This is a genomic window from Pseudomonas sp. PS1(2021), assembly GCF_020405165.1.
In the GTDB taxonomy this organism is placed as follows: Bacteria; Pseudomonadota; Gammaproteobacteria; order Pseudomonadales; family Pseudomonadaceae; genus Pseudomonas; species Pseudomonas aeruginosa.
This window is the reverse complement of sequence record NZ_CP084484.1, coordinates 1,644,036-1,662,931: the sequence shown is the minus strand read 5'-3', so window position 1 is coordinate 1,662,931 and position 18,896 is coordinate 1,644,036. Positions and strand designations below refer to the sequence as shown.

The window sequence follows — 18,896 nt, the reverse complement described above, 5'->3', positions numbered from 1 at the left end:
AGGGGCCCGGCGAGGTTAAGCAAGGTTTTCCAAGGAAAGGGCCTCGATGCAGGTAGGCGCTTTCCTAAAGCGTTCAGGAGGTCGCCGCGTCTTCAGAAGAACGCGTCGACCCGGAAATAAATCGGGTGCTCGCGCCGCTCGATGGCGCTGGGCCGCTCCAGCGAGCGGGCGAAGCCGACGCTGGCGGCGAAATAGCGGCCGCGGGCATCCAGTTCGATGGCGTTGCCGCTCATGCGCCCGCTGGCGCCGTCGTTGTAGCGGTCGTGGCGGATCACGCCGACGTCGTAGGCGAAGGCCACGCCGTATTCCTGCAGCCAGGGCCGCAGCGGCGCCCATTCCACCGCACGCCGCCAGCGCAACTGGTTGCGCCAGTAGCCGCCGCTGTCGCCGGTCAGGGTCTGGTCCTTGAAGCCGCGCACCGAGCTGTTGCCGCCGAGGCTGATGCGCTGCGGGCTGAACAGCACGTCCTCGCTCCTCTGCCCGGTGGCCAGGCTGTCGAAGCTGAAGCGCTCGCCCCATAGCTGGAACGGCTGCAGGTAGCTGAGGGTCAGGCTGTACTTGTCGTAGCGCGCATTCGGATCGCCCGCCTGCGGGTGGCCGCGACCCTGCGCGCCAAGGGCGCCGATGCCCTGCTGCCAGCCGAGGTCGAGGTTGACGAAACCGCTGCCGATCCGCCGACCGTGGTTGAAGCCGAGCTGGGTCTCGGTGATCCGCGTGCTCTGGTCTTCCAGGCGGGTGTCTTCGACATAGTTGTTGGTGCGCTGGTGGCTGAGCCCCAGGCTCATGGCGGTCTTGCTCACACCGTCGCGGTGCAGCACGCGTTCGGCGCGGAACTGATGGCTGCGGCTGTCGCCATCGAGCTTGAAGGGGAAGCCGCTGGCCTCGTTGCGCGTGCGGTAGTCGCTCTGGCTGTAGCCGTAGGTGAAGGTCCACCAGCCCCAGGGCAGGCTGTAGAACAGGCTCTGGCTGTCGGAATGGCGCCAGCGGTCGGTCACCGCGTCGCGGTTGGCGCGCAGGTTGAGCTGGTCGGCCAGGCCCAGCGGGCTGTCCCAGTCCAGACCCAGGCCCATCTGCTGCTCGCCGGTGCTGACGTCGCCGTCGTTGTTGCGCGTGGCGGAGACCCGCCAGGGCTTGTCGCGCTCGCCCTTGAGACGCACTCGGCTGCCGCCGACCTCGCTGCCGGGCACCAGCTCCAGTTGCGCCTGGCGCGACGGCAGGCGACTCAACTGGTCGACCAGTTGCTCCAGTTCGCGCAGGTCTAGCAACTCGCCGGTCCTGCCCGGAAAGCTCATCGTCAGTTCGCGCGGGCTGGCCAGCGCGGAGCTGTCCAGGCCCTCCAGGCGGCCTTCGACGACGATGATGCGCAGGGTCCCGGAGGCCAGGTCCTGCTGTGGCAGGTAGGCGCGGGTGGTGACGTAGCCGCGATCCAGGTAATGGTCGGTGACGGCCTTGAGCAGCGCATTGAGCTGGCCGACGCCCAGGCAGCGCCCCTGGTAGGGCGCCAGTAACTGGCGACGCGCGCTTTCGCCGAGGTGCCCGGCGCCTTCCAGCTCGATGCGGCGAATCTCGAAGCAGCGCTCGTCGTCGCCGGAGGCATCCGCAGCGGCGGGCGCTCCCTTGCCGGGCAGTTGCTGGAGTTCCTCCAGGCGCTTGCGCTGTTCGTCCAGCAGGCGCTGCTGGCGGTCGCGGATCAGGTCGCGGTCGCCGGGGGAGGTGAAGGGGGCGGCGCTGGCAAGAAGCGGCAGTAAAACCAAGCCAGCGACAACCGCTCGATAGCTAGAACGCAACATCCGATGTCCTGCGAGTTCCCTTCAATATCCACCGCATAGCTAAACGACATGGGCGTGTTGAGGGGGATTAGTCCAAAAGTAGGAATGCTAATCCAAACAGGGACAGGAGGGAATGGCACTTTGCCTTCATTGCGTCGTCCTGGCTGTACGGACGTTTCAGGATCGATGCGATGTCGTCATTTTCGTAATGGGAAGGACCTATCGGTCTCCAGGCAGCGCTCGGCCGGGTTCTGGTGAGCTGATTATTTGCGCTCGTGGCCCGGCAGAAAGAAGCCCCGCCAAGGCGGGGCTGCTTTGACGCAGACTCGAATTCACTTCACCGGCAGGTCCTTGCCCCACAGGCGCACCGCCTTGATCCCTTCCGCGCCGCCTTCGAAGACGAAGGTCTGGCGGATGCCGGCCTTGGCCGGGACGGTGACGTCGTCGGGGTTGGCGAGGGCGACCAGGGCGTTGGAGTAGCCGTCGTTGTCGATCACCAGCAGCGCGCCGGTCTGGGTCAGGTTGATCAGGCGCACGGTGGCGTCGCCGTCGTTCCTGAAGCCGAGGGTGACGGCCAGTTGCTGGTCGCGCGGCTCGGTCTTGAGCACTTCGACCTGGCCGATCTCGGCGAAGCCGGCGTTGTCGGAGACCACCTTGGCGCCATCGGCGCCCTGGGCCGACTGGCGGCCGCTGGTGATGCCCTCGCTGACCCCGCCGAGGAGGTTCTTGCCGGTCTCGATGGCCGAGGACACCGCGGCCTTGGCCGCATCCTTGACCGAGCTGCCCTCCTCCGCGGCCACGGCGCTGCCGGCGGCCAGGGACAGGAGCAGTCCCAATGCGGCGATCCTTGCGTTCATTCGTCCATCCTCTGGTGGTGTGGGAGGCAGCCAGACTAACAGCCGTCTAGCGGCCGTTCCAGTGGCGCGCCCGGCGCTTGCGCCACCAGATGTAGACACCGGTCAGCGACAGCCCGGCGATGGCCAGGCCGAGGGCGGCGATGGCGATGCGTCCCGGCAGGCCGGCGATGCGCCCGCCGTGGATCGGGTACTGCAAGCGGTAGAAACGCTCTCCCCAACTGCCCTGCCCGGCGACTTCCTGGCCGAGCAGGCGGCCGTCGCTGCCGTGGAAGAACAGCCAGGACTTGCCCATGGGGTCGTCGTGGTCGCCGAAGCCGGCGCCGAAGAAGTTGTATTCGAAGCTGTAGTACAGCTCGCCGATCGGCTCGGCGATGCCCAGCCGCGCCGCTTCGGCGCTGGCCAACTGGAAGGTGCGGTCGTAGTCCAGGCGGGTCTCCCCCAGTTGCTCCCTGGGCAGCCGCCCGCGCGCCTCGTAGACGCTCGGTTCGATCGGCGAGAACAGCGATACCAGCGGCTTGAACACCTGGCTCGGCAGGTTCAGGGCGACGCTGCTCAGCGCCACCGGCGCCAGCAGCAGCCAGAGCCAGAGGCCGCCGGCGCGATGCAGGTCGAAGTTGAAGCGGTAGGCGTTGCCGCGCTTGATCTTCCAGGCGGTCGCCCACTTGCTCCAGAACGGCCGGCCGCGCGGCAGGGTCAGCCAGGCGCCGACGAAGCAGTCGAGGAACCAGAACATCGCCACCCCGCCCATCAGGTACAGGCCCCAGTTCCCCGGCAGGGTCAGGTTGTGGTGGAACTCCAGGACCCAGGGAACCAGGTTCGCCGGCTGGAAGCAGCAGGCCGCCCAGAGGCGCTTGCCGACTTCCTCGCCGCTGACCGGGTCGAGGTAGAACACGTCGTGCTCGACCTTGGCGCCGGCCTCGCGCGGCACGGTGGCGAGCAACGCCGGATGCCCGCCCGCCTCGGGATACTCCATGTACCACACCAGTTGTCGCGGATAGCGTGACTCGACGCGTTGCACCAGGCTGCCCGGGGAAAGGCGCTCGCCGCCCTCGCCCACGGCGTAGAAGCCGGGGTTCAGCCATTCGTCGATTTCATGATGGAAGGCCAGCAGGCTGCCGGTGAGACCGGCGAGGAAAAGGAACAGCGCGGTAGCCAGGCCGACATAGCGGTGCAGCAGGACCAGGACGGGGCGCATGGGGGCTCCAGGTAACCAGGGTGCGGCCGGCGACGCCGGCGAATGCCCGGCGCGTACGTTGCGCGCCGGGCTGCTTGGCCGGTACCGCGGCGCTGGCGCCGGGGCCCGGGTGGACGGTCAGAACTGGTAGTTCACCGTCGCGGTGACGTTGCGCTTCTCGCCGAAGTAGCAGAAGTCCAGGCTGTAGCAGGACGCCACGTAGTCCTTGTCCAGCAGGTTGTTGGCATTGAGGCTGACGTCCAGGCCTTTCAGGCCGAGCTTGCCGAGGTCGTAGCCGATCCGCGCGTCGACCAGGGTGTAGTCCGGCACCCGCAAGGTGTTTTCCTTGTCCGCCCAGGTCTCGCCGACGTAGCGTGCGCCGCCGCCGATGCTCAGGCCGCTGAGCGGGCCGGCGTCGAAGGCATAGTCGGCCCACAGCGAAGCCATGTGCTTGGGCGCCTGGTTCGGCGTATGGCCCTGGTTGCCGTCCAGCGACTTGGTGTAGGTGATGTCGGTGTAGGTGTAGCTGCCGAGCAGTTTCAGGTTGTCGCTGAGTTGGGTATGGGCCTCCAGTTCGAGCCCCTGGGAGCGCACTTCGCCGACCGAGGTGTAGAAGTTGTCCTGGGGTTCCTTGGAGGCGACGTTTTCCTGGGTGATATGGAACAGCGAGGCGGTGTAGAAGCTGTTGCTACCCGGCGCCTGGAACTTCAGGCCGAGTTCCCACTGCTTGCCCTCGGTGGGCGCCAGGGGCGTGCCGGAGGCGTCGGAGTAGGCGTTCGGGTTGAACGACTCGGAGTAGCTGACGTAGGGCGCCAGGCCGTTGTCGAACAGGTACAGCGCGCCGATCCGCCCGGTGAATTTCTCCCAGTCGTCGTCGGCCTTGCTGCCGGTGCTGCGGTTCTTGTCGGTGACGCTGACCCAGTCCTGGCGCAGGCCGAGCGAGAAGCGCCACTGGTCGATGTCGATCAGGTCCTGGAGGTAGACGCCGGTCTGCTCCAGGCGGCGGGTGTGGTTGTCGTCCGGGAAATAGCTGATGGCGTCGTCGCCGTAGATCGGGTTGAACGCGTCCAGCGCCGAGGCCGAGCCGGAACGCCAGTCGACCACGGTGCGCCGGCGCTGATAATCGAGGCCGGTGAGCAGGGTGTGGCGCGCCGCGCCGGTGGCGAATTCGGCCTGCAGCATGTTGTCGACGATATACGCCTGCAGGTGCTCGCGGGCGCCGCTGAAGTAGCGGTTCAGCTTGTTCGGCTCGCTGGCGCTCCAGCCGTAGGCGTAGACCTGCGACAGGTCGACGTCGGAGTCCAGGTAGCGGAAGTTCTGCCGCGCCGACCAGACGTCGTCGATGCGGTGCTCCAGCTGGTAGCCGAACATCCGCTGGGTGCGGTCGAAGTCGTCCTTGCTCGGCTCGCCATCGAAGAACTCGCGGGAGATGTGCCGGCCGTTGTGGTGCGACAGGGTGCCGTCGGCCGGTACGCCGCCGTGGTAGCCCCCGTTGGGATCGTGTTGCAGGTAGCCTTGCAGGGTCAGGGTGGTGTCGTCGCTGAAGTCGATGGCCAGGGTCGGGGCGATGGCGTAGCGCTCCTCCTTGACGTGATCGAACTGGGTGTCCGAGCCCTTGCCGAGACCGACCAGGCGGTAGGCGATGCGCTTCTCCTCGTCGAGCGGCCCGCTGAAATCGAAGCCCATCTCCTTCTGGCCCATGTTGCCGATGCTGCCGGTGATCTGGCGGTAGTCCTCGTACAACGGCTTCTTGCTGGTCAGCGCCACCAGGCCGCCCGGCAGGCTACGGCCGTAGAGCACCGAGGACGGGCCCTTGAGCACATCGATGCGTTCGAGGAAGTACGGGTCGACCTGCATCGAGCTGAAGGTACCGCTGTCGCCCATGGCCTTGAGGCCGTCGAGGTAGATGTTGTCCACGCTGTTGTCGGCGAAGCCGCGCATCACCACGTAGTCGTAGCGGTTGGAGGCGCCGACCTGGCCGGTGAAGATGCCGGGGGTATAGCGCATCGCCTGCTGCACGGTCTTGGAGGCGGTGTCGTCGATCTGCTCGCGGGTGATCACCGAGACGGTCTGGCTGGTTTCCAGCAGCGGCTTGCTGGTCTTGGTGGCGATCTGGCTATGGGTGGCCAGGTAGCCATCGGTGCTACCCAGGTTGTTGCCGAGGGCGAAGACTTCCACCGCCTGCATGTTCAGCACGTCGCCGTCCTTTGCCGGCGCCTCGCGCAAGACGAAGCTGCCGTCGCCCTGGTCTTCCGCTTCCAGCGGGGTGTCGGCGAGCAGCCGGGCCAGGCCCTGCTGCACGGTGAAACTGCCGCGCAACCCCTGGGAGCTGTAGCCACCGGTCTGCGCCGGAGTGGCCGAGAGGGTGATGCCGGCTTCGCGGGCGAAGCGGTTGAGCACGTCGCCCAACTGTCCGGCGGGGATCGCATAGGGCCGTGCCTGTTCCGCCGCCGCTTCGGCGGCCGAGGCGCAGAGCGGCGCCGCGCCGGCCGCCATGGCCAGCGACAGCAGGGCCGCGCGCACCGAACGGCTCAGGCGCGAGGCGCGGGGGAAATCGAGGGACGACGGGGCATTGCGGAGGACGACGGCGGTGGCGGTCATGAACGGGATCCGTTGGAGTCGTTGAAGGGTGTTCAATCGGTAAAGCCGGACCAGTCGCGGAAAGCCGACAAAAATAATGAAAATAATTTTCAGTGCGTTTCGCTCCGGGCGGAAGCAAGCGTCCACGCGGCCGCCGGCGCGACTCAGGCGGCGACCACCCTCACCCACCAGCGGGTATGCCGCTGCAGGCGCACCGGCAGGGTCCGCGCGAGCACCTGCAACAGCTTGTCGGTGTCGTCCAGGCGGTAGACCCCAGACAGACGCAGGTCGGCGACCTCCGCGGCGCAGCCGAGGTAGCCGTTGCGGTAGCGGGCGACCTCGGCGAGGAAGTCGGCCAGGCGCATGTCGCGGGTGACGATCAGGCCATCGGCCCAGGCCACTGCGTCCATCTGCGGCCGTTCGAGGCGCCGCACGCCGTCGGCGGCGATCCGATAGCTCTGCCCCGCCTCGGCCACCGGAGCCTGCAGCGGACGCGCGCCGAAGGCATCGATGCGCACCGAACCCTCGCTGACGCTGAGACAGGTGGCGGCATCTTGCAGGCGTACGTTGAAACGGGTGCCGAGGGCCTCGAACAGCCCTTGCGCGGTACGTACCCGCAGCGGCCTGTGCGTGGGCGATTGCGTATCGGCGCCGCTGGCGAGGAAGATCTCGCCGCGGGCGAGGAGGATCAGGCGCTGGCCGGCGTCGTAGCGCACGTCGACCGCGCTGTCGGTGTTCAGTTGCAGGCGGGTGCCGTCGACCAGCTCGATACTGCGTCGCTCGCCGGTGGCGGTGCTGTAGTCGGCGCTCAGGCACTGCCAGGGCAGGCTGTCGCGACCGACCCAGGCCACGGCGCCGCCAGCCACCAGCAGCGACAGCAGTTTCAGCGCCTGGCGCCGCTGCAGGCGCTGCGCGCTGCTGTCCAGGGTGCCGTAGGCGACCCCGCCGGGCAGCGCCTTGAAGCGTCCGTGCAGTTCTTCGTTGAGCGCGCTGACCTGCTGCCAGGCCCGCTCGTGCTCGCCGTGCTCCGCGCGCCAGGTCGCGCAAGCGCGCTGCAGGCGATCGTCGGCCGGCTGCGAGCGCAGGCGGACCAGCCAGTGGATGGCCTGCCTGACCACCGCTTCGTCGACCCTACCGCGCGTCCCGTCCACGGCTCCGCTCATTCGCCGTAGCGCAGCAGGTAGCAGTGGTACAGCGCCTCGGCCACGTAGCGCTCGACGCTACGCTGGGAAACCCCCATGCGTTCGGCGATCTGCCGGTGGCTGAGGTCTTCGCACTGGGCCAGGAGGAAGGCGGTGCGGACCTTCGGCTTGAGCCCGTCGAGCATCCGCGAGATTTCCTCCAGCAGTTCCAGCACCAGTTCCCGCGCCTCGGGCGACGGCGCCTGTGCCTCGGGCAGGTGGGCGATGCTTTCGAGGTAGGCGCGCTGCAGTTCCTCGCGACGCCAGTGGTCGATCACCAGGCCGCGGGCGATGGTCCGCAGGAACGCGCGCGGCATGCCGATCTCGCGCAGTTCGCGCTTGAGCAGGATGCGCAGGAAGGTGTCCTGGGCCAGGTCCGCCGCGTCCGCCGCGCAGCCCAGCTTGCCGCGCAGCCAGTTCTGCAACCAGCCATGGTGCTCGCTGTACAGCGCATGCATGGCGCGATGGTGGGCGCTGAGAAGGATCGGGGCGGACATGGGAAAGTCGGGGCGACACATGAATGATAATGAATCGCATTGTCGAGAAGCCGCGGCCTTTTTGCAATAGCACCCGCCGGCCGGCGCCCTACTCGGCCGCCGCGCCTTCGCGCAGGCAGGCCAGCAGGTCTTCGCTGGCACGGTCGCGGTGCGGTTCGTCGCGCCAGCACATGCCCACCGCGCCCTCGCCGGGAATCTCCAGCGCCAGCCTGGCCACCAGGCCGAGCCCGGCAAGGTGCTCGACAACCCGCGCCGAGCCGATGGATAGCATGTCGCTGCCACGCAACAATTCGATGTTGGCCAGCATCGACGATGACTCCAGGCGGTAGGCCGGCGGCTGCCGGCCGCCCTGGGTCAGGGCCATGTCGAGCTTGCTGCGGATCGGCGAGCCGGGCGGCCAGACGATCCAGTCGTAGCGCCGCACGTCTTCCCAGTCCAGCGCGGCGGCCTGGGCCAGCGGGTGACCGGGCCGCGCCATCACCACGATCGCCTCGCTGTAGAGCACCTCGCAGCGCAGGCTGGCGCGCGGCGCATAGTTGTCCAGGCGCCCCACCACCACATCGAGCTGGCGTTTCTCCAGCCGTTCGAGAAGGCCGTTCATGGTGCCTTCGAGCAGTTCCACCTGGGCCCCGGGGTAGCGTCCGAGGAACGCCCGCAATGCGCGCGGCACCAAGCTCGGCGCGGAGGCCGGCGACGTGCCGAGGAGCACCCGGCTGCCGCTGCCGCTGCGCATCGCCTCGAGGTTCTGCCGCGCCCGCTCCATCTCGGTGAGCACGCGCTGGGCGTGGTTGAACAGGGTCATGCCGTAGGGCGTCGGGCGCAGGCCGCGGGCGTGACGCTCGAACAGCGGCGCGCCGACGTCCTCCTCCAGTTCCTTGAGCCACTTCGACAGGCCCGGTTGGGTGGTGTGTGCGGCCCGGGCGGTGCCGCTGAGGTTGCCGGTCTCCATCAGGCTGACCAGCAGTTGCAGGTGTTGCAGGCGCAGGCGGCGGGTCCAGTCCATCGCAAGCCATCCTCGAATACGTATAGGTCGATGTCTAAATATCATTATTCGGTTATGCCTGCACCTCGAATAATGGCTGCCAGACCGAGGCGGCCCCGCCTCCTCCCGCCGGAGATTCATCGGTATGCATAGCGACAATTCCACCGAGAAGCGCGCCGACTTCTATCGACGCATCCGCCAGCAGCACCTCACCCCGCTCTGGGAAGCCCTGCACAGCCTGGTCCCGGCGCAACCCGCCGGCGGCTGCCAGGCGGCGCTGTGGCGCTATCGCGAACTGCGCCCGTTCCTGCTCGAGGCAGGCGACCTGATCAGCGCCGAGGAAGCGGTGCGCCGCGTGCTGGTGCTGGAGAACCCGGACCTTCCCGGCCAGTCGGCGATCACCCCGAGCCTCTACGCCGGCCTGCAACTGATCCTGCCGGGCGAGATCGCCCCCAGCCACCGGCACACCCAGTCGGCCCTGCGCTTCGTCGTCGAGGGCTACGGCGCCTACACCTCGGTGGACGGCGAACGCACCCGCATGGAGCCGGGCGACTTCATCATCACTCCGTCCTGGACCTGGCACGACCACGGCAACCGCCCCGCCGCGGAAGGCGGCGAGCCGGTGGTCTGGCTGGACGGCCTGGACATCCCGATGCTGCGTTTCTTCGGCGCCACCTTCGCCGAGAGCTACGGCGAACCGGTGCAGCCGTTGCGACGTGGCGAAGGCGACAGCCTCGCCCGCTACGGCAGCAACATGCTGCCGCTGCGCCACCAGCCGACGACGCCGACCTCGCCGCTGTTCAGCTACCCCTACGCGCGCAGCCGCGAGGCCCTCGAGCGCCTGGCGCGCCTCGAACGGCCCGATCCCTGGGAAGGCCACAAGCTGCGCTACGTCAACCCGGCCACCGGCGGCTGGGCCATGCCGACCATCGCCACCTGCCTGCAACTGCTGCCGGCCGGCTTCCTCGGCCAACCCGCGCGCAGCACCGACGCCAGCGTCTATTCGGTGGTGGAAGGCAGCGGCGTGGCGCAGATCGGCGGCCGGCGCTTCGCCTTCGAGGCCAAGGATCTGTTCGTCGTGCCCTCCTGGGCCGAGCTGCGCCTGGAAGCCGGCGCCACCGACTGCGTGCTGTTCAGTTTCTCCGACCGTCCTGTGCAGCAGGCGCTCGGCATCCTCCGCGAATCCCGCGAACCCCTCGCCCACTGAAGGACCCGTCCCATGAGCCATCTCTTCGCGCCCGAAGCGCCCGTCAGCCTCACCATCCATGGCAGCGACCAGACCTTCCCGGTGCGGCGGGTCTACTGCGTCGGCCGCAACTACGCCGCCCACGCCCGGGAAATGGGCTTCGATCCCGAGCGCGAGCCGCCGTTCTTCTTCTGCAAGCCGGCCGACGCGGTGGTCCCGGTCGCCGTCGGCAGCACCCTGGAGCTGGCCTACCCGAGCCAGACCGGCAACTACCACTACGAGATCGAACTGGTGGCGGCGATCGGCAAGGGCGGCTGCGACATCCCCCTGGAGCAGGCCGAGGAACACGTCTGGGGCTACGCGGTGGGCCTGGACATGACCCGCCGCGACCTGCAGATGCGCATGCGCGAGATGGGCCGGCCCTGGGAGATCGGCAAGGCCTTCGACCGCTCGGCGCCGATCGGCCCGCTCTACCCTGCCAGCCAGGTCGGCCATCCGCGCCACGCCGCCATCAGCCTCCAGGTCGACGGCGAGGATCGCCAGCGCAGCGACATCGACCAGTTGATCTGGTCGGTGGCGGAAACCGTCAGCTACCTGTCGCGCTTCTTCGAGCTGCGCCCCGGCGACCTGGTCTTCACCGGCACCCCGGAAGGCGTCGGCGCGGTCGAGCGCGGCGAGCGGATGCTCGGCGCCATCGACGGCCTCGGCGAACTCAGCGTCCGCGTGGTCTGACCCACCGCCCGCGCACGGCGCGGGCCCACCCTGCCCTTCATCCGGGCTGTCGCCACGGCGACGGCCGAGGAACGCTCATGCCTACGCCCGACAAGAACAACAAGATCGACGTCCAGGCCTTCATCGATGCGCAGGCGGTATCCGCCTTCCAGTTGCGAGTCCTGTCGCTGTGCTTCCTGATCGTCGCCATGGACGGATTCGACACCGCCGCCATCGGCTTCATCGCCCCGGCCCTGGCCCACGACTGGCAACTGAGCCCGGCGCAACTCAGCCCGATCCTCGGCGCCGCGCTGGCCGGCCTGGCACTCGGCGCCTTCGCCGCCGGCCCGCTGGCCGACCGTTTCGGACGCAAGAGCGTGCTCCTGCTCTCGGTGCTGTTCTTCGGCGGCTGGAGCCTTGCCTCGGCCTACGCCGGTTCGGTGGAAACCCTGGCCCTGCTGCGCTTTCTCACCGGCCTCGGCCTGGGCGGGGCGATGCCCAACGCGATCACCCTGACCTCCGAATACTGCCCGCGCCGGCACCGCGCGCTGATGGTCACCGCGATGTTCTGCGGCTTCACCCTCGGCTCGGCGCTGGGCGGCCTGCTCGCCGCGCGGATGGTCCCGGCGCTGGGCTGGGAAAGCGTGCTGCTGCTCGGCGGCGGCCTGCCCCTGGCGAGCCTGCCGCTGCTCTGGGCATGCCTGCCGGAATCGGTGCGCTTCCTCGCCCGCCGCGCACCGGACGCGGCGCGCCTGCGGCGCATCCTCGAACGCCTGGGGCGCCTGCCCGACGGCTGGGCCGGGCGCCTCGAACTGCCCGCCGACGAGTCCGACGGCACCTCGCCCCTGCGGCAGATCCTCGGCGCCGAGCTGCGCGGCGGCACCCTGCTGCTCTGGGCCACCTTTTTCATGGGCCTGCTGATCATCTACCTGCTGACCAACTGGCTGCCGACGCTGATCGGCGGCACCGGCTTCAGTCTCGGCGAGGCGGCGACGATCAGCGCCATGTTCCAGCTCGGCGGCACCCTCGGCGCACTCCTCCTGGGCAGCGCCATGGATCGCTTCGACGCGCACCGGGTGCTGAGCCTGGCCTACGTCGGCGGCGCCCTGTTCATCCTCGGCATCGCCAGCCTCTATCACAGCTTCACCCTGCTGGCGCTGTGCGTCGCCGGCGTCGGTTTCTGCATCAGCGGCTCGCAGGTCGGCGCCAACGCCCTGGCCGCCGATTTCTATCCGACCCGCAGCCGCGCCACCGGGGTCAGCTGGGCCCTCGGCCTGGGCCGTATCGGCTCGATCGTCGGCTCCCTCAGCGGCGGCGCCCTGCTCGGCCTGGGCCTGGGCTTCAGCGGCATCCTCGCCCTGCTGGTGATCCCGGCGCTGCTCGCCGCCGTGGCCGTGCATCGCCTGGGCCGGCGCCGGGCCAGGCCTTCTTCCGTCACTCTCTGAACAGGACTTCCCATGCAGCTCTACAGCTTCTTCAACAGCTCCACGTCCTATCGGGTGCGTATCGCATTGGCCCTGAAAGGTCTGGATTACCAGGTAGTGCCGGTCAACCTGCGGCAGGGCGAGCAACTGCGCCCGGCCGACCGCCAGCGCAACCCGATGGGCGCGCTGCCGACCCTGGTCGACGCCGACGGCCGCCGGTTCAGCCAGTCGCTGGCGATCATCGACTACCTCGACGCCGTGCAGCCCGAACCGCGCCTGATCCCTCTCGACCCACTGCATCGCGCCCAGGCGCTGGAACTGGCCCTGCTGGTGGCCTGCGACATCCATCCGCTGAACAACGTGCGGGTGCTCAAGTACCTGACCCAGGTCCTCGGCATAGACGCCGAGGACCGCCAGCGCTGGTACGCGCACTGGGTCGCCGAGGGCCTGGCGGCGGCGGAGACCCTGCTGAACCGACACCGTCGCGGCGCCTTCTTCGCCGGCGCCGCAGCGGGCATCGTCGAGTGCTGCCTGGTGCCGCAACTGGCCAACGCCCGGCGCATGGGCTGTGACCTGGTGCCCTACCCGGCGTTGCTGGAACTGGAGGGGCGCTGCCTGGCGCTCGAAGCCTTCCAGCGCGCCAGCCCCGAGCGCCAGCCCGACTACCTCCCGGACTGACGCGCTGCCCCGTGGAAAACAACAACAAGAAGGACACGCCCATGACCACCCGCACCCGGGCCAGCCTGCTGGCCCTGCCCCTGCTGCTGCCTCCGTTCCAGGCTATCGCCGCGCTGCCGGGGATGAACCTCGGCCAGACCTCCTTCCTCGACGGCAAGGCCCTGCCCGGCACGCTGTTCCAGCAGTTCGTGAATATCTACGAGGCCGACGACTTCATGGACGCCAACGGTCACCGGCGCCCGCTCGACAATCGCCTGCGCACCCTGCTCGCCACCAGCCACTTCGCCCACATCAGCCAGCACCAGCTGTTCGGCGCCTACTACGGCGCGGAAATCCTCGTCCCGGTGCTGCTCGCCGATCCCGACTTCGAACCCCACGCTGGCAGCGCCAACGGCCTCGGCAACCTGATCGTCAGTCCGTTCATCCTGCAATGGCCGCAGACCGAGCTGTTCGGCCGGCCCTACTGGCAGCGCCTGAACCTCGCCTTCCAGTTACCCACCGGGCGCTATGACAGGCATCGGGCGATCAATCCCGGCAGCAACCACTGGAGTTTCAACCCGCACTACGCGCTGACCTGGGAATTCGCCGAAGGCTGGGAAGCCAGCGCTCGCCTGCAGTACCTGTTGCCGGGCAAGAATCGCGACCCGGCGCCGCCGTTGGCCGACGACTACCTGCAACCGGGCCAGGCGTTCCACGCCAACTACTCGGTATCGCTGGCGCTGGATGCGCATTGGCGGCTCGGGTTGTCCGGCTACAGCCTGCGACAGATCACCGACGAGCGGGTCGACGGGCACGACCGCCCGGACTCCCGCGAGCGGGTCGATGCCATCGGCCCGGCGCTGATGTTCGGCTGGGGCAAGTCGCGGCTGTTCCTCAATGCCTATCACGAATACGGCGCACGCAACCGCAGCGAGGGCAGCCGGCTGATCCTGCGCTACTCGCAGGTCTTCTGAGCGTCGCCTTCCGGGACGAGCGGCAAGCGCTCCAGGGTGCGGAACACCGAGCTGCGTCGCCAGCGCAGGTCCGTCGGTTCCGAGGCCAGGGCGAAACGGCGACGCACCAGGCCGCGCAATGCGCATTGCAATTCGAGCCGGGCCAGGTACGCGCCCAGGCAGTAGTGCGGACCATGGGCGAACGCCACGTGCTGCTTGGCGTTCGCTCGCTGCAATTGCAAGCGGTCGGGGGCGGCGAACATCTCCGGGTCGCGGTTCGCCGCGAGGAAGCTCAGCCAGACCTTCTCTCCAGGCGGAATCCGCTGGCCGCCGATCTCCACCTCCTCCAGGGTGCAACGCACGCCGCCGCGCACCGCGCCGTCGAAGCGCAGCAGTTCCTCCACCGCGTTCGCCGCCAGCTCCGGGCACCGCCGCAGCAGGTCGAGCTGGTCGGGATGGGTGAGCAGCGCCAGCGTAGCGTTGCCGACCATGCTGATGGTGGTTTCGAACGCGGCCATGAACACCATGGCATAGGCCGCCACCAGGTCCTCGAGGCCCAGTCCGGCCTCCAGCATCGCGGCGCCGTCGAGGATGCTCGGCGCCGCGCCGGGCGGCGGGCGCGAAGAGCCATCGCTCCAGCCGCGCGCCTGGCGTTGCAGGTAGTCGCTGAAGGCGGCCGCGCTGCGGTTGATCTGCCCGGCATCGCCGTGGCTGGCGGCGAGATCGAGCCCGGCGGCCAGATCGCGGCCCCAGGGCAGCAGTTGCCCGGTGTCTTCGCGGGGAAAGCCGAACAGCTCGGCGGCCACCCGGATCGTCAGCGGTTCGGCGAAATCCCTGAGCAGATCGGGCTCACGGCGCTCCAGCAAGCTGTCGAGGAGTTCTTCCACCAGCGCCTCGATGCACGCCTCCCAGCGGCGCACGGCGTCGGGGCCGAAGGCCGGAGCGAACAGCCTGCGCAGGCGGGTGTGCCGCGGCGCGTCATTGAACAGCATGAAGTTGTCGTAGAAGCGCGCCAGCGGTTGCAATTGCTGGTGGCCGAACCAGCTGGCGCCGCCCTGGCGGACGCCGGCGGCGCCAAGGCGAGCGGGGTCGGCGGAGAAACGGCGGTCGCGCAGGCACGCCGAGACATCGGCATAGCGACTGATCCACCAGATCGAGGCCTGGTCGCGGCAGACCGGCGCACGGGAGCGGATCAGCCGCAACAGCGGATAGGGATCGGCGACGAAGTCGGGATGGTAGGTGTGGATGTCGAAACCGTCGCTCCGCGGGGCGAGCGCCGGACGCTGAGCGTCATGGCGCGGCTGCGCGCTGCCTTCCTCGCTGAATGCGTCGTCCATGGCCCTCGCTCCGCTGGGTTGGCGTAACACAGGGAGTATAGATGGCCGGCGGCTCGGCGCCGGCCCGGAGGATCAACGCGGACCGAGGATCTCCGCCAACTGGTCCGGCTGCGGCGCGCCCTGTTGCTGCTGCATGCGCCCCTCGGCATTGAGATAGAAGATCGCCGGGGTCGCCGCGGCGCCCATCGACTCCATCAGTTCCATGTTGCCGGCGAGCTGCTTGCGCACCGCCGCCGGGATCTTCGCCAGCGGCTTCAGGGTGCTTGCCTTGCCCGCCTGCTCATGGTCGTGCAGGGCCTTCTGCGGGTCCTTGCTGGCCAGCAGCGCGGCGGACTTGGCTTCGCTGTCCTCGCGGATGATGCCGACCATGATATGCCGCAACTGCACCTTGCCGGCGTCCACCCAGGGCCGCGCCTGCTCCCAGAACATGGTGCAGTACGGGCAGTTCGGGTCGCTGAACAGGTAGACCACGCGCGGCGCGTCGGCACGGCCATCGGCGATCCAGGCGCTCTGCTCCATCTTCTGCCACATTTCCTTGGCCAGCGGCGCATACACCAGGCGCTCCAGCGGTTCGCGGCTGAGGTCCTTGCCCTGGGCGTCGAACAGGTGGCCGGTGAGTACGTGCTTGCCGTCGGGCGTCAGGTACAGCGCCATGCCCTGGTTCTGGTATTCGGCGGCGTAGCCGCGCAGGCCATCCGGGGCGTCGAAGCTGCCGAGGATGCGGGCGCCCTTCTCCTGGACCATGCGGATCGGCGCCGGCAGCTCCTCCGCCGCCGTGGCCAGGCCGGCGTTGAGGAGGGTCAGGCCCAGGCCAAGGGTGATCAGGTTGCGCGGCAGTCTCATTCGGAACTCCTGGTTGCGGGGGCGGCAGCGGCCGGCTCGAAGGCTTCGAGGTAGCGCGCCAGGCTGCCGCGGGACAGTTCGCCGAGATGGCTGCCCAGCAGGCGGCCCTCGGCGGTGTAGAAAACGGTGGTGGGCAAGGCGACCGAGCCGACCTGCTGGCCAAGCTGCCCGCCGTTGTCGAACAGCAGGTTGTCCAGGCGCAGGTTCTCGCCCTGGAGGAAATGGCGCACGGTCTCGGCGCTCTCGCCCTGGTTGGCGAAGAGGAACACCACGTCGGGATTCTCCGCCTGCGCCTGTTGCAGCACCGGCATCTCGCGCCGACACGGCGGGCACCAGCTGGCCCAGAGGTTGATCACCAGCGGGCGGCCCCGGAAATCGGCCAGTTGCACCGACTCGCCGGCGGCGTTGCGCAGGCTCAGTTCGGGCAGGCGCGTACCGCGCTCGTAGATGCCCAGGCCCAGGCTGCCAAGCAGCCAGAACGCCAGCCCGAGGCTGGCGCCGACACCCAGCGAGCGACGTAGCGCCGGTCGCCGCCAGGCCCAGAACAGCGCGCCGAGCACGGCGGCGAGCAGGCCTGGCCAGGCGAGGAAACCGCCATCGCGGATATCCAGCATCTGTACGAAGTCGCCACGGTACTGCGGCCAGTAGCGCACCACGAAGGCCAGGCGCGCCACCAGCAGGCCGAGCAACAACAGGTTGAACAGCACCGGCTCGGCGTTGCGCCCGCCGCCGCGCGCCGCCAGCCAACCACCGAGCAGCGCGGCGCCGAGGGCGAGGAACAGCAGCAGGTGTTGCAGCGAGACCACCAGCGGCCCCAGGGAAAAACTCAGCATCAGCCGCGCTCCCGGGTCGCCTGCCAATGGGCGAGGAAGCCGCCGGCGTCGACTTCGCCGGTCAACCGGCGCGCGCGGCGCTCCTCGCCTTCCGGGCCGATCCAGATCAGGCTCGGCGGGCCGGGTACCTGGTAGCGGCGCAGCAGCTCGCGGCTGGCGGCGTTGTCCGCGGTCACGTCGAGCCGCAGCAGGCGCACGCCCTGCAGGGCGGCGAGCACATCGGGTTTGGCGAACACCTGTTTCTCCATGATCCGGCAGGACACGCACCAGTCAGCGTAGTAGTCGAGCAGCACCCATTGTCCCTCGGCCTTGGCCGCAGCCAACTGACGGTCCAGCTCGGCCGGCTGGCTCACCGTGAGGAACGCCTCATGCGCGCTGGCCGTCGGCGTAGCGCCCCGGTTCGCCGCCGCATACACCTGTAGCGGACGCCAGGGGTCGTCGGCCCCGGCCGCGGCGCCCAGCAGCATCGCCGCGCCCCAGAGACCGAAGATGCAGCCCGCCGCGCCGAACAGCACCGCGTGCCGTGCCAGGCCTCGCGCCGTGTGCAGCGCGGCGTAGGCCAGGACCAACAGCAACGCGCCGCCAAGGCCGATCCACAGCGCCTCGCCGAGCAGCGGACGCAGGAGTATCCAGGCGGTGCCGAGGAAAAGGAAGCCGAACACGCCCTTGACCAGGTTCATCCAGGGACCGGGCTTGGGCAGGAAGCGGCTGCCGACCGTCACCAGCAGCAACAGCGGCATGCCGATGCCGAGGCCCAGGCTGAACAGCACCAGGCCGCCATGCAGGGCATTGCCGGTCTGCGCGATATAGAGCAAGGCGCCGGCCAGCGGCGCGGTCATGCACGGCCCCACCAGCAGCCCGGACAACGCGCCGAGCGCGGCCGCGCCGGCCAGGCTGCCGCCCTTGCGGCCGCGACTGAGACCGTCGAGGCGGTCGCGCAGGGCCGCCGGCAGTTGCAGTTCGAAGAAGCCGAACATCGGCAGCGCGAGGAACACGAACAGCGCGGCGAAGCTGCCCAGCAGCCACGGCTGTTGCAGCCAGGCCTGCAGGTTGCCGCCAAGCAGCGCCGCGACCACCCCGAGTCCGGCGTAGACCAGCGCCATGCTCAGCACGTAGCTACCGGCCAGCAGCAGGCCGCGACGAGGGCCGGCGCCGCTGCCGACCACCAGCCCGGCGAGGATCGGCAGCATCGGCAGCGAACAGGGAGCGAACGCCAGCAGCAGGCCGAGGCCGAAGAACAGCAACAGGCTCCAGGCCAGGTTGCCGGCCTGCAGGCTGCCGGCCAGGCCCTGGTCCTCGGCGACTTCGCCGCTCGTCCCGGCGACGGCGGCGGCAGGGCCGGTACCGCCCAGGTCGAGCGCCTGGCTCTGCGGCGGATAGCACAGGCCGGCGTCGGCGCAGCCCTGCCAGCCCAGGCGCAGTTGTCCGGCGGCGGCCGCCGGCAGGGTCAGTTCCAGGCTCTGGCGATAGACCTGCGACTCGCCGAAGAACTCGTCGCTGTGGCTTTCGCCCGGCGGCAGCTGCGGCTGCAAGGCCGGGTCGAGTCCGTCGAAGCGCAGGCGCTTCTGGTACAGGTAGTAGCCCGGCGCGATCTGCCAGCGCAGTTGCACCTGGCCGTCGTCGAGGCGCTCCCAGGTGAAGCGGAAGGCTTTCTCCACCGGCAGGAAATCCGTCTGCGTCGCGCCGCGCGGCGCGAACAGGTCGTCGCCCGGTTGCGCCTGGGACAGGCCCGGCAGCAGGAGCATCAGGAGCAGGATCAACACACGCATGGATAACGCCTTCTACGATGAACTCGGCGGCAGCATGGCCAGCGACGATTAACAGGCCGTTAACGCGGCCACGGGGAAAACCCCGGCGACGCGCCGGGCGGGGCATAATCCTGGCTTAATTCGCCCGCTTCAGACTCCTATCC

Annotated in this window: 16 protein-coding genes; 5 read left to right on the top strand and 11 right to left on the bottom strand. The window is 69.1% G+C overall.

All coding sequences use genetic code 11. The features are described 5' to 3' along the window. Positions 1 to 92 precede the first annotated feature (92 nt). The 7 genes from tpsB1 to LE197_RS08025 form a co-directional block, all read right to left on the bottom strand. Complete coding sequence (gene tpsB1, locus LE197_RS08055) at positions 93 to 1,790, bottom strand: two-partner secretion system transporter TpsB1 (protein WP_023093482.1); 1,698 nt, start codon at positions 1,788 to 1,790, stop codon at positions 93 to 95. A gap of 311 nt (positions 1,791 to 2,101) precedes the next feature. Continuing rightward, positions 2,102 to 2,626: a hypothetical protein gene (locus LE197_RS08050; RefSeq protein WP_031692891.1), complete on the bottom strand. Its 525-nt coding sequence runs from the start codon at positions 2,624 to 2,626 to the stop codon at positions 2,102 to 2,104. Between the two features lie 46 nt (positions 2,627 to 2,672). Further along, on the bottom strand, positions 2,673 to 3,821 hold the full coding sequence (locus LE197_RS08045; protein WP_019486300.1) for a PepSY-associated TM helix domain-containing protein: 1,149 nt from the start codon (positions 3,819 to 3,821) through the stop codon (positions 2,673 to 2,675). Between the two features lie 117 nt (positions 3,822 to 3,938). Continuing rightward, positions 3,939 to 6,401 carry a ferrioxamine receptor FoxA gene (foxA, locus tag LE197_RS08040; protein WP_023091724.1) on the bottom strand — a complete coding sequence of 821 codons (2,463 nt, stop codon included), beginning with the start codon at positions 6,399 to 6,401 and terminating at the stop codon, positions 3,939 to 3,941. Between the two features lie 143 nt (positions 6,402 to 6,544). After that, a complete protein-coding gene (gene foxR, locus LE197_RS08035) occupies positions 6,545 to 7,531 on the bottom strand; it encodes an anti-sigma factor FoxR (protein ID WP_031692890.1) in 987 nt (328 codons plus the stop codon). 8 nt (positions 7,532 to 7,539) lie between these two features. Continuing rightward, complete coding sequence (locus LE197_RS08030; RefSeq protein WP_003089775.1) at positions 7,540 to 8,058, bottom strand: sigma-70 family RNA polymerase sigma factor; 519 nt, start codon at positions 8,056 to 8,058, stop codon at positions 7,540 to 7,542. An 88-nt stretch (positions 8,059 to 8,146) separates the two neighbouring features. Beyond that, complete coding sequence (locus tag LE197_RS08025; protein WP_003089777.1) at positions 8,147 to 9,061, bottom strand: LysR family transcriptional regulator; 915 nt, start codon at positions 9,059 to 9,061, stop codon at positions 8,147 to 8,149. A gap of 124 nt (positions 9,062 to 9,185) precedes the next feature. On the opposite strand from LE197_RS08025, the gene gtdA reads away from it, so the two are divergent. The 5 genes from gtdA to LE197_RS08000 all read left to right on the top strand — a co-directional run bounded on the left by gtdA (position 9,186) and on the right by LE197_RS08000 (position 13,992). After that, positions 9,186 to 10,247 (top strand): gentisate 1,2-dioxygenase, encoded by a 1,062-nt coding sequence (gene gtdA, locus LE197_RS08020; RefSeq protein WP_031692889.1) that lies wholly within the window; start codon positions 9,186 to 9,188, stop codon positions 10,245 to 10,247. A gap of 12 nt (positions 10,248 to 10,259) precedes the next feature. Next, the gene (locus tag LE197_RS08015) at positions 10,260 to 10,958 is read left to right on the top strand and encodes a fumarylacetoacetate hydrolase family protein (RefSeq protein WP_031692888.1); all 699 of its coding nucleotides are present in this window, start codon (positions 10,260 to 10,262) and stop codon (positions 10,956 to 10,958) included. Positions 10,959 to 11,035: 77 nt separating this feature from the next. After that, positions 11,036 to 12,382 (top strand): MFS transporter, encoded by a 1,347-nt coding sequence (locus tag LE197_RS08010; protein WP_031639319.1) that lies wholly within the window; start codon positions 11,036 to 11,038, stop codon positions 12,380 to 12,382. Positions 12,383 to 12,394: 12 nt separating this feature from the next. Beyond that, a complete protein-coding gene (gene maiA / locus LE197_RS08005; protein WP_023106598.1) occupies positions 12,395 to 13,039 on the top strand; it encodes a maleylacetoacetate isomerase in 645 nt (214 codons plus the stop codon). A gap of 41 nt (positions 13,040 to 13,080) precedes the next feature. Continuing rightward, a complete protein-coding gene (locus LE197_RS08000) occupies positions 13,081 to 13,992 on the top strand; it encodes a transporter (RefSeq protein WP_031631208.1) in 912 nt (303 codons plus the stop codon). On the opposite strand, the gene LE197_RS07995 is transcribed toward LE197_RS08000, so the two are convergent. The 4 genes from LE197_RS07995 to dsbD all read right to left on the bottom strand — a co-directional run bounded on the left by LE197_RS07995 (position 13,974) and on the right by dsbD (position 18,753). Next, entirely contained in the window at positions 13,974 to 15,308 is a 1,335-nt protein-coding gene (locus tag LE197_RS07995; RefSeq protein WP_031692887.1) for a cytochrome P450, read from the bottom strand. The genes LE197_RS08000 and LE197_RS07995 overlap by 19 nt on opposite strands. A 72-nt stretch (positions 15,309 to 15,380) precedes the next feature. Further along, entirely contained in the window at positions 15,381 to 16,151 is a 771-nt protein-coding gene (gene dsbG / locus LE197_RS07990) for a thiol:disulfide interchange protein DsbG (protein WP_003089790.1), read from the bottom strand. Then, on the bottom strand, positions 16,148 to 16,984 hold the full coding sequence (locus LE197_RS07985; RefSeq protein ID WP_023106595.1) for a TlpA family protein disulfide reductase: 837 nt from the start codon (positions 16,982 to 16,984) through the stop codon (positions 16,148 to 16,150). The genes dsbG and LE197_RS07985 overlap by 4 nt, the downstream gene beginning before the upstream one ends. Continuing rightward, positions 16,984 to 18,753, bottom strand: coding sequence for a protein-disulfide reductase DsbD (dsbD, locus tag LE197_RS07980; RefSeq protein WP_003109558.1), 1,770 nt, complete (start codon positions 18,751 to 18,753; stop codon positions 16,984 to 16,986). Before dsbD ends, LE197_RS07985 begins: the two co-directional genes overlap by 1 nt. Between the last annotated feature and the right edge of the window lie 143 nt (positions 18,754 to 18,896).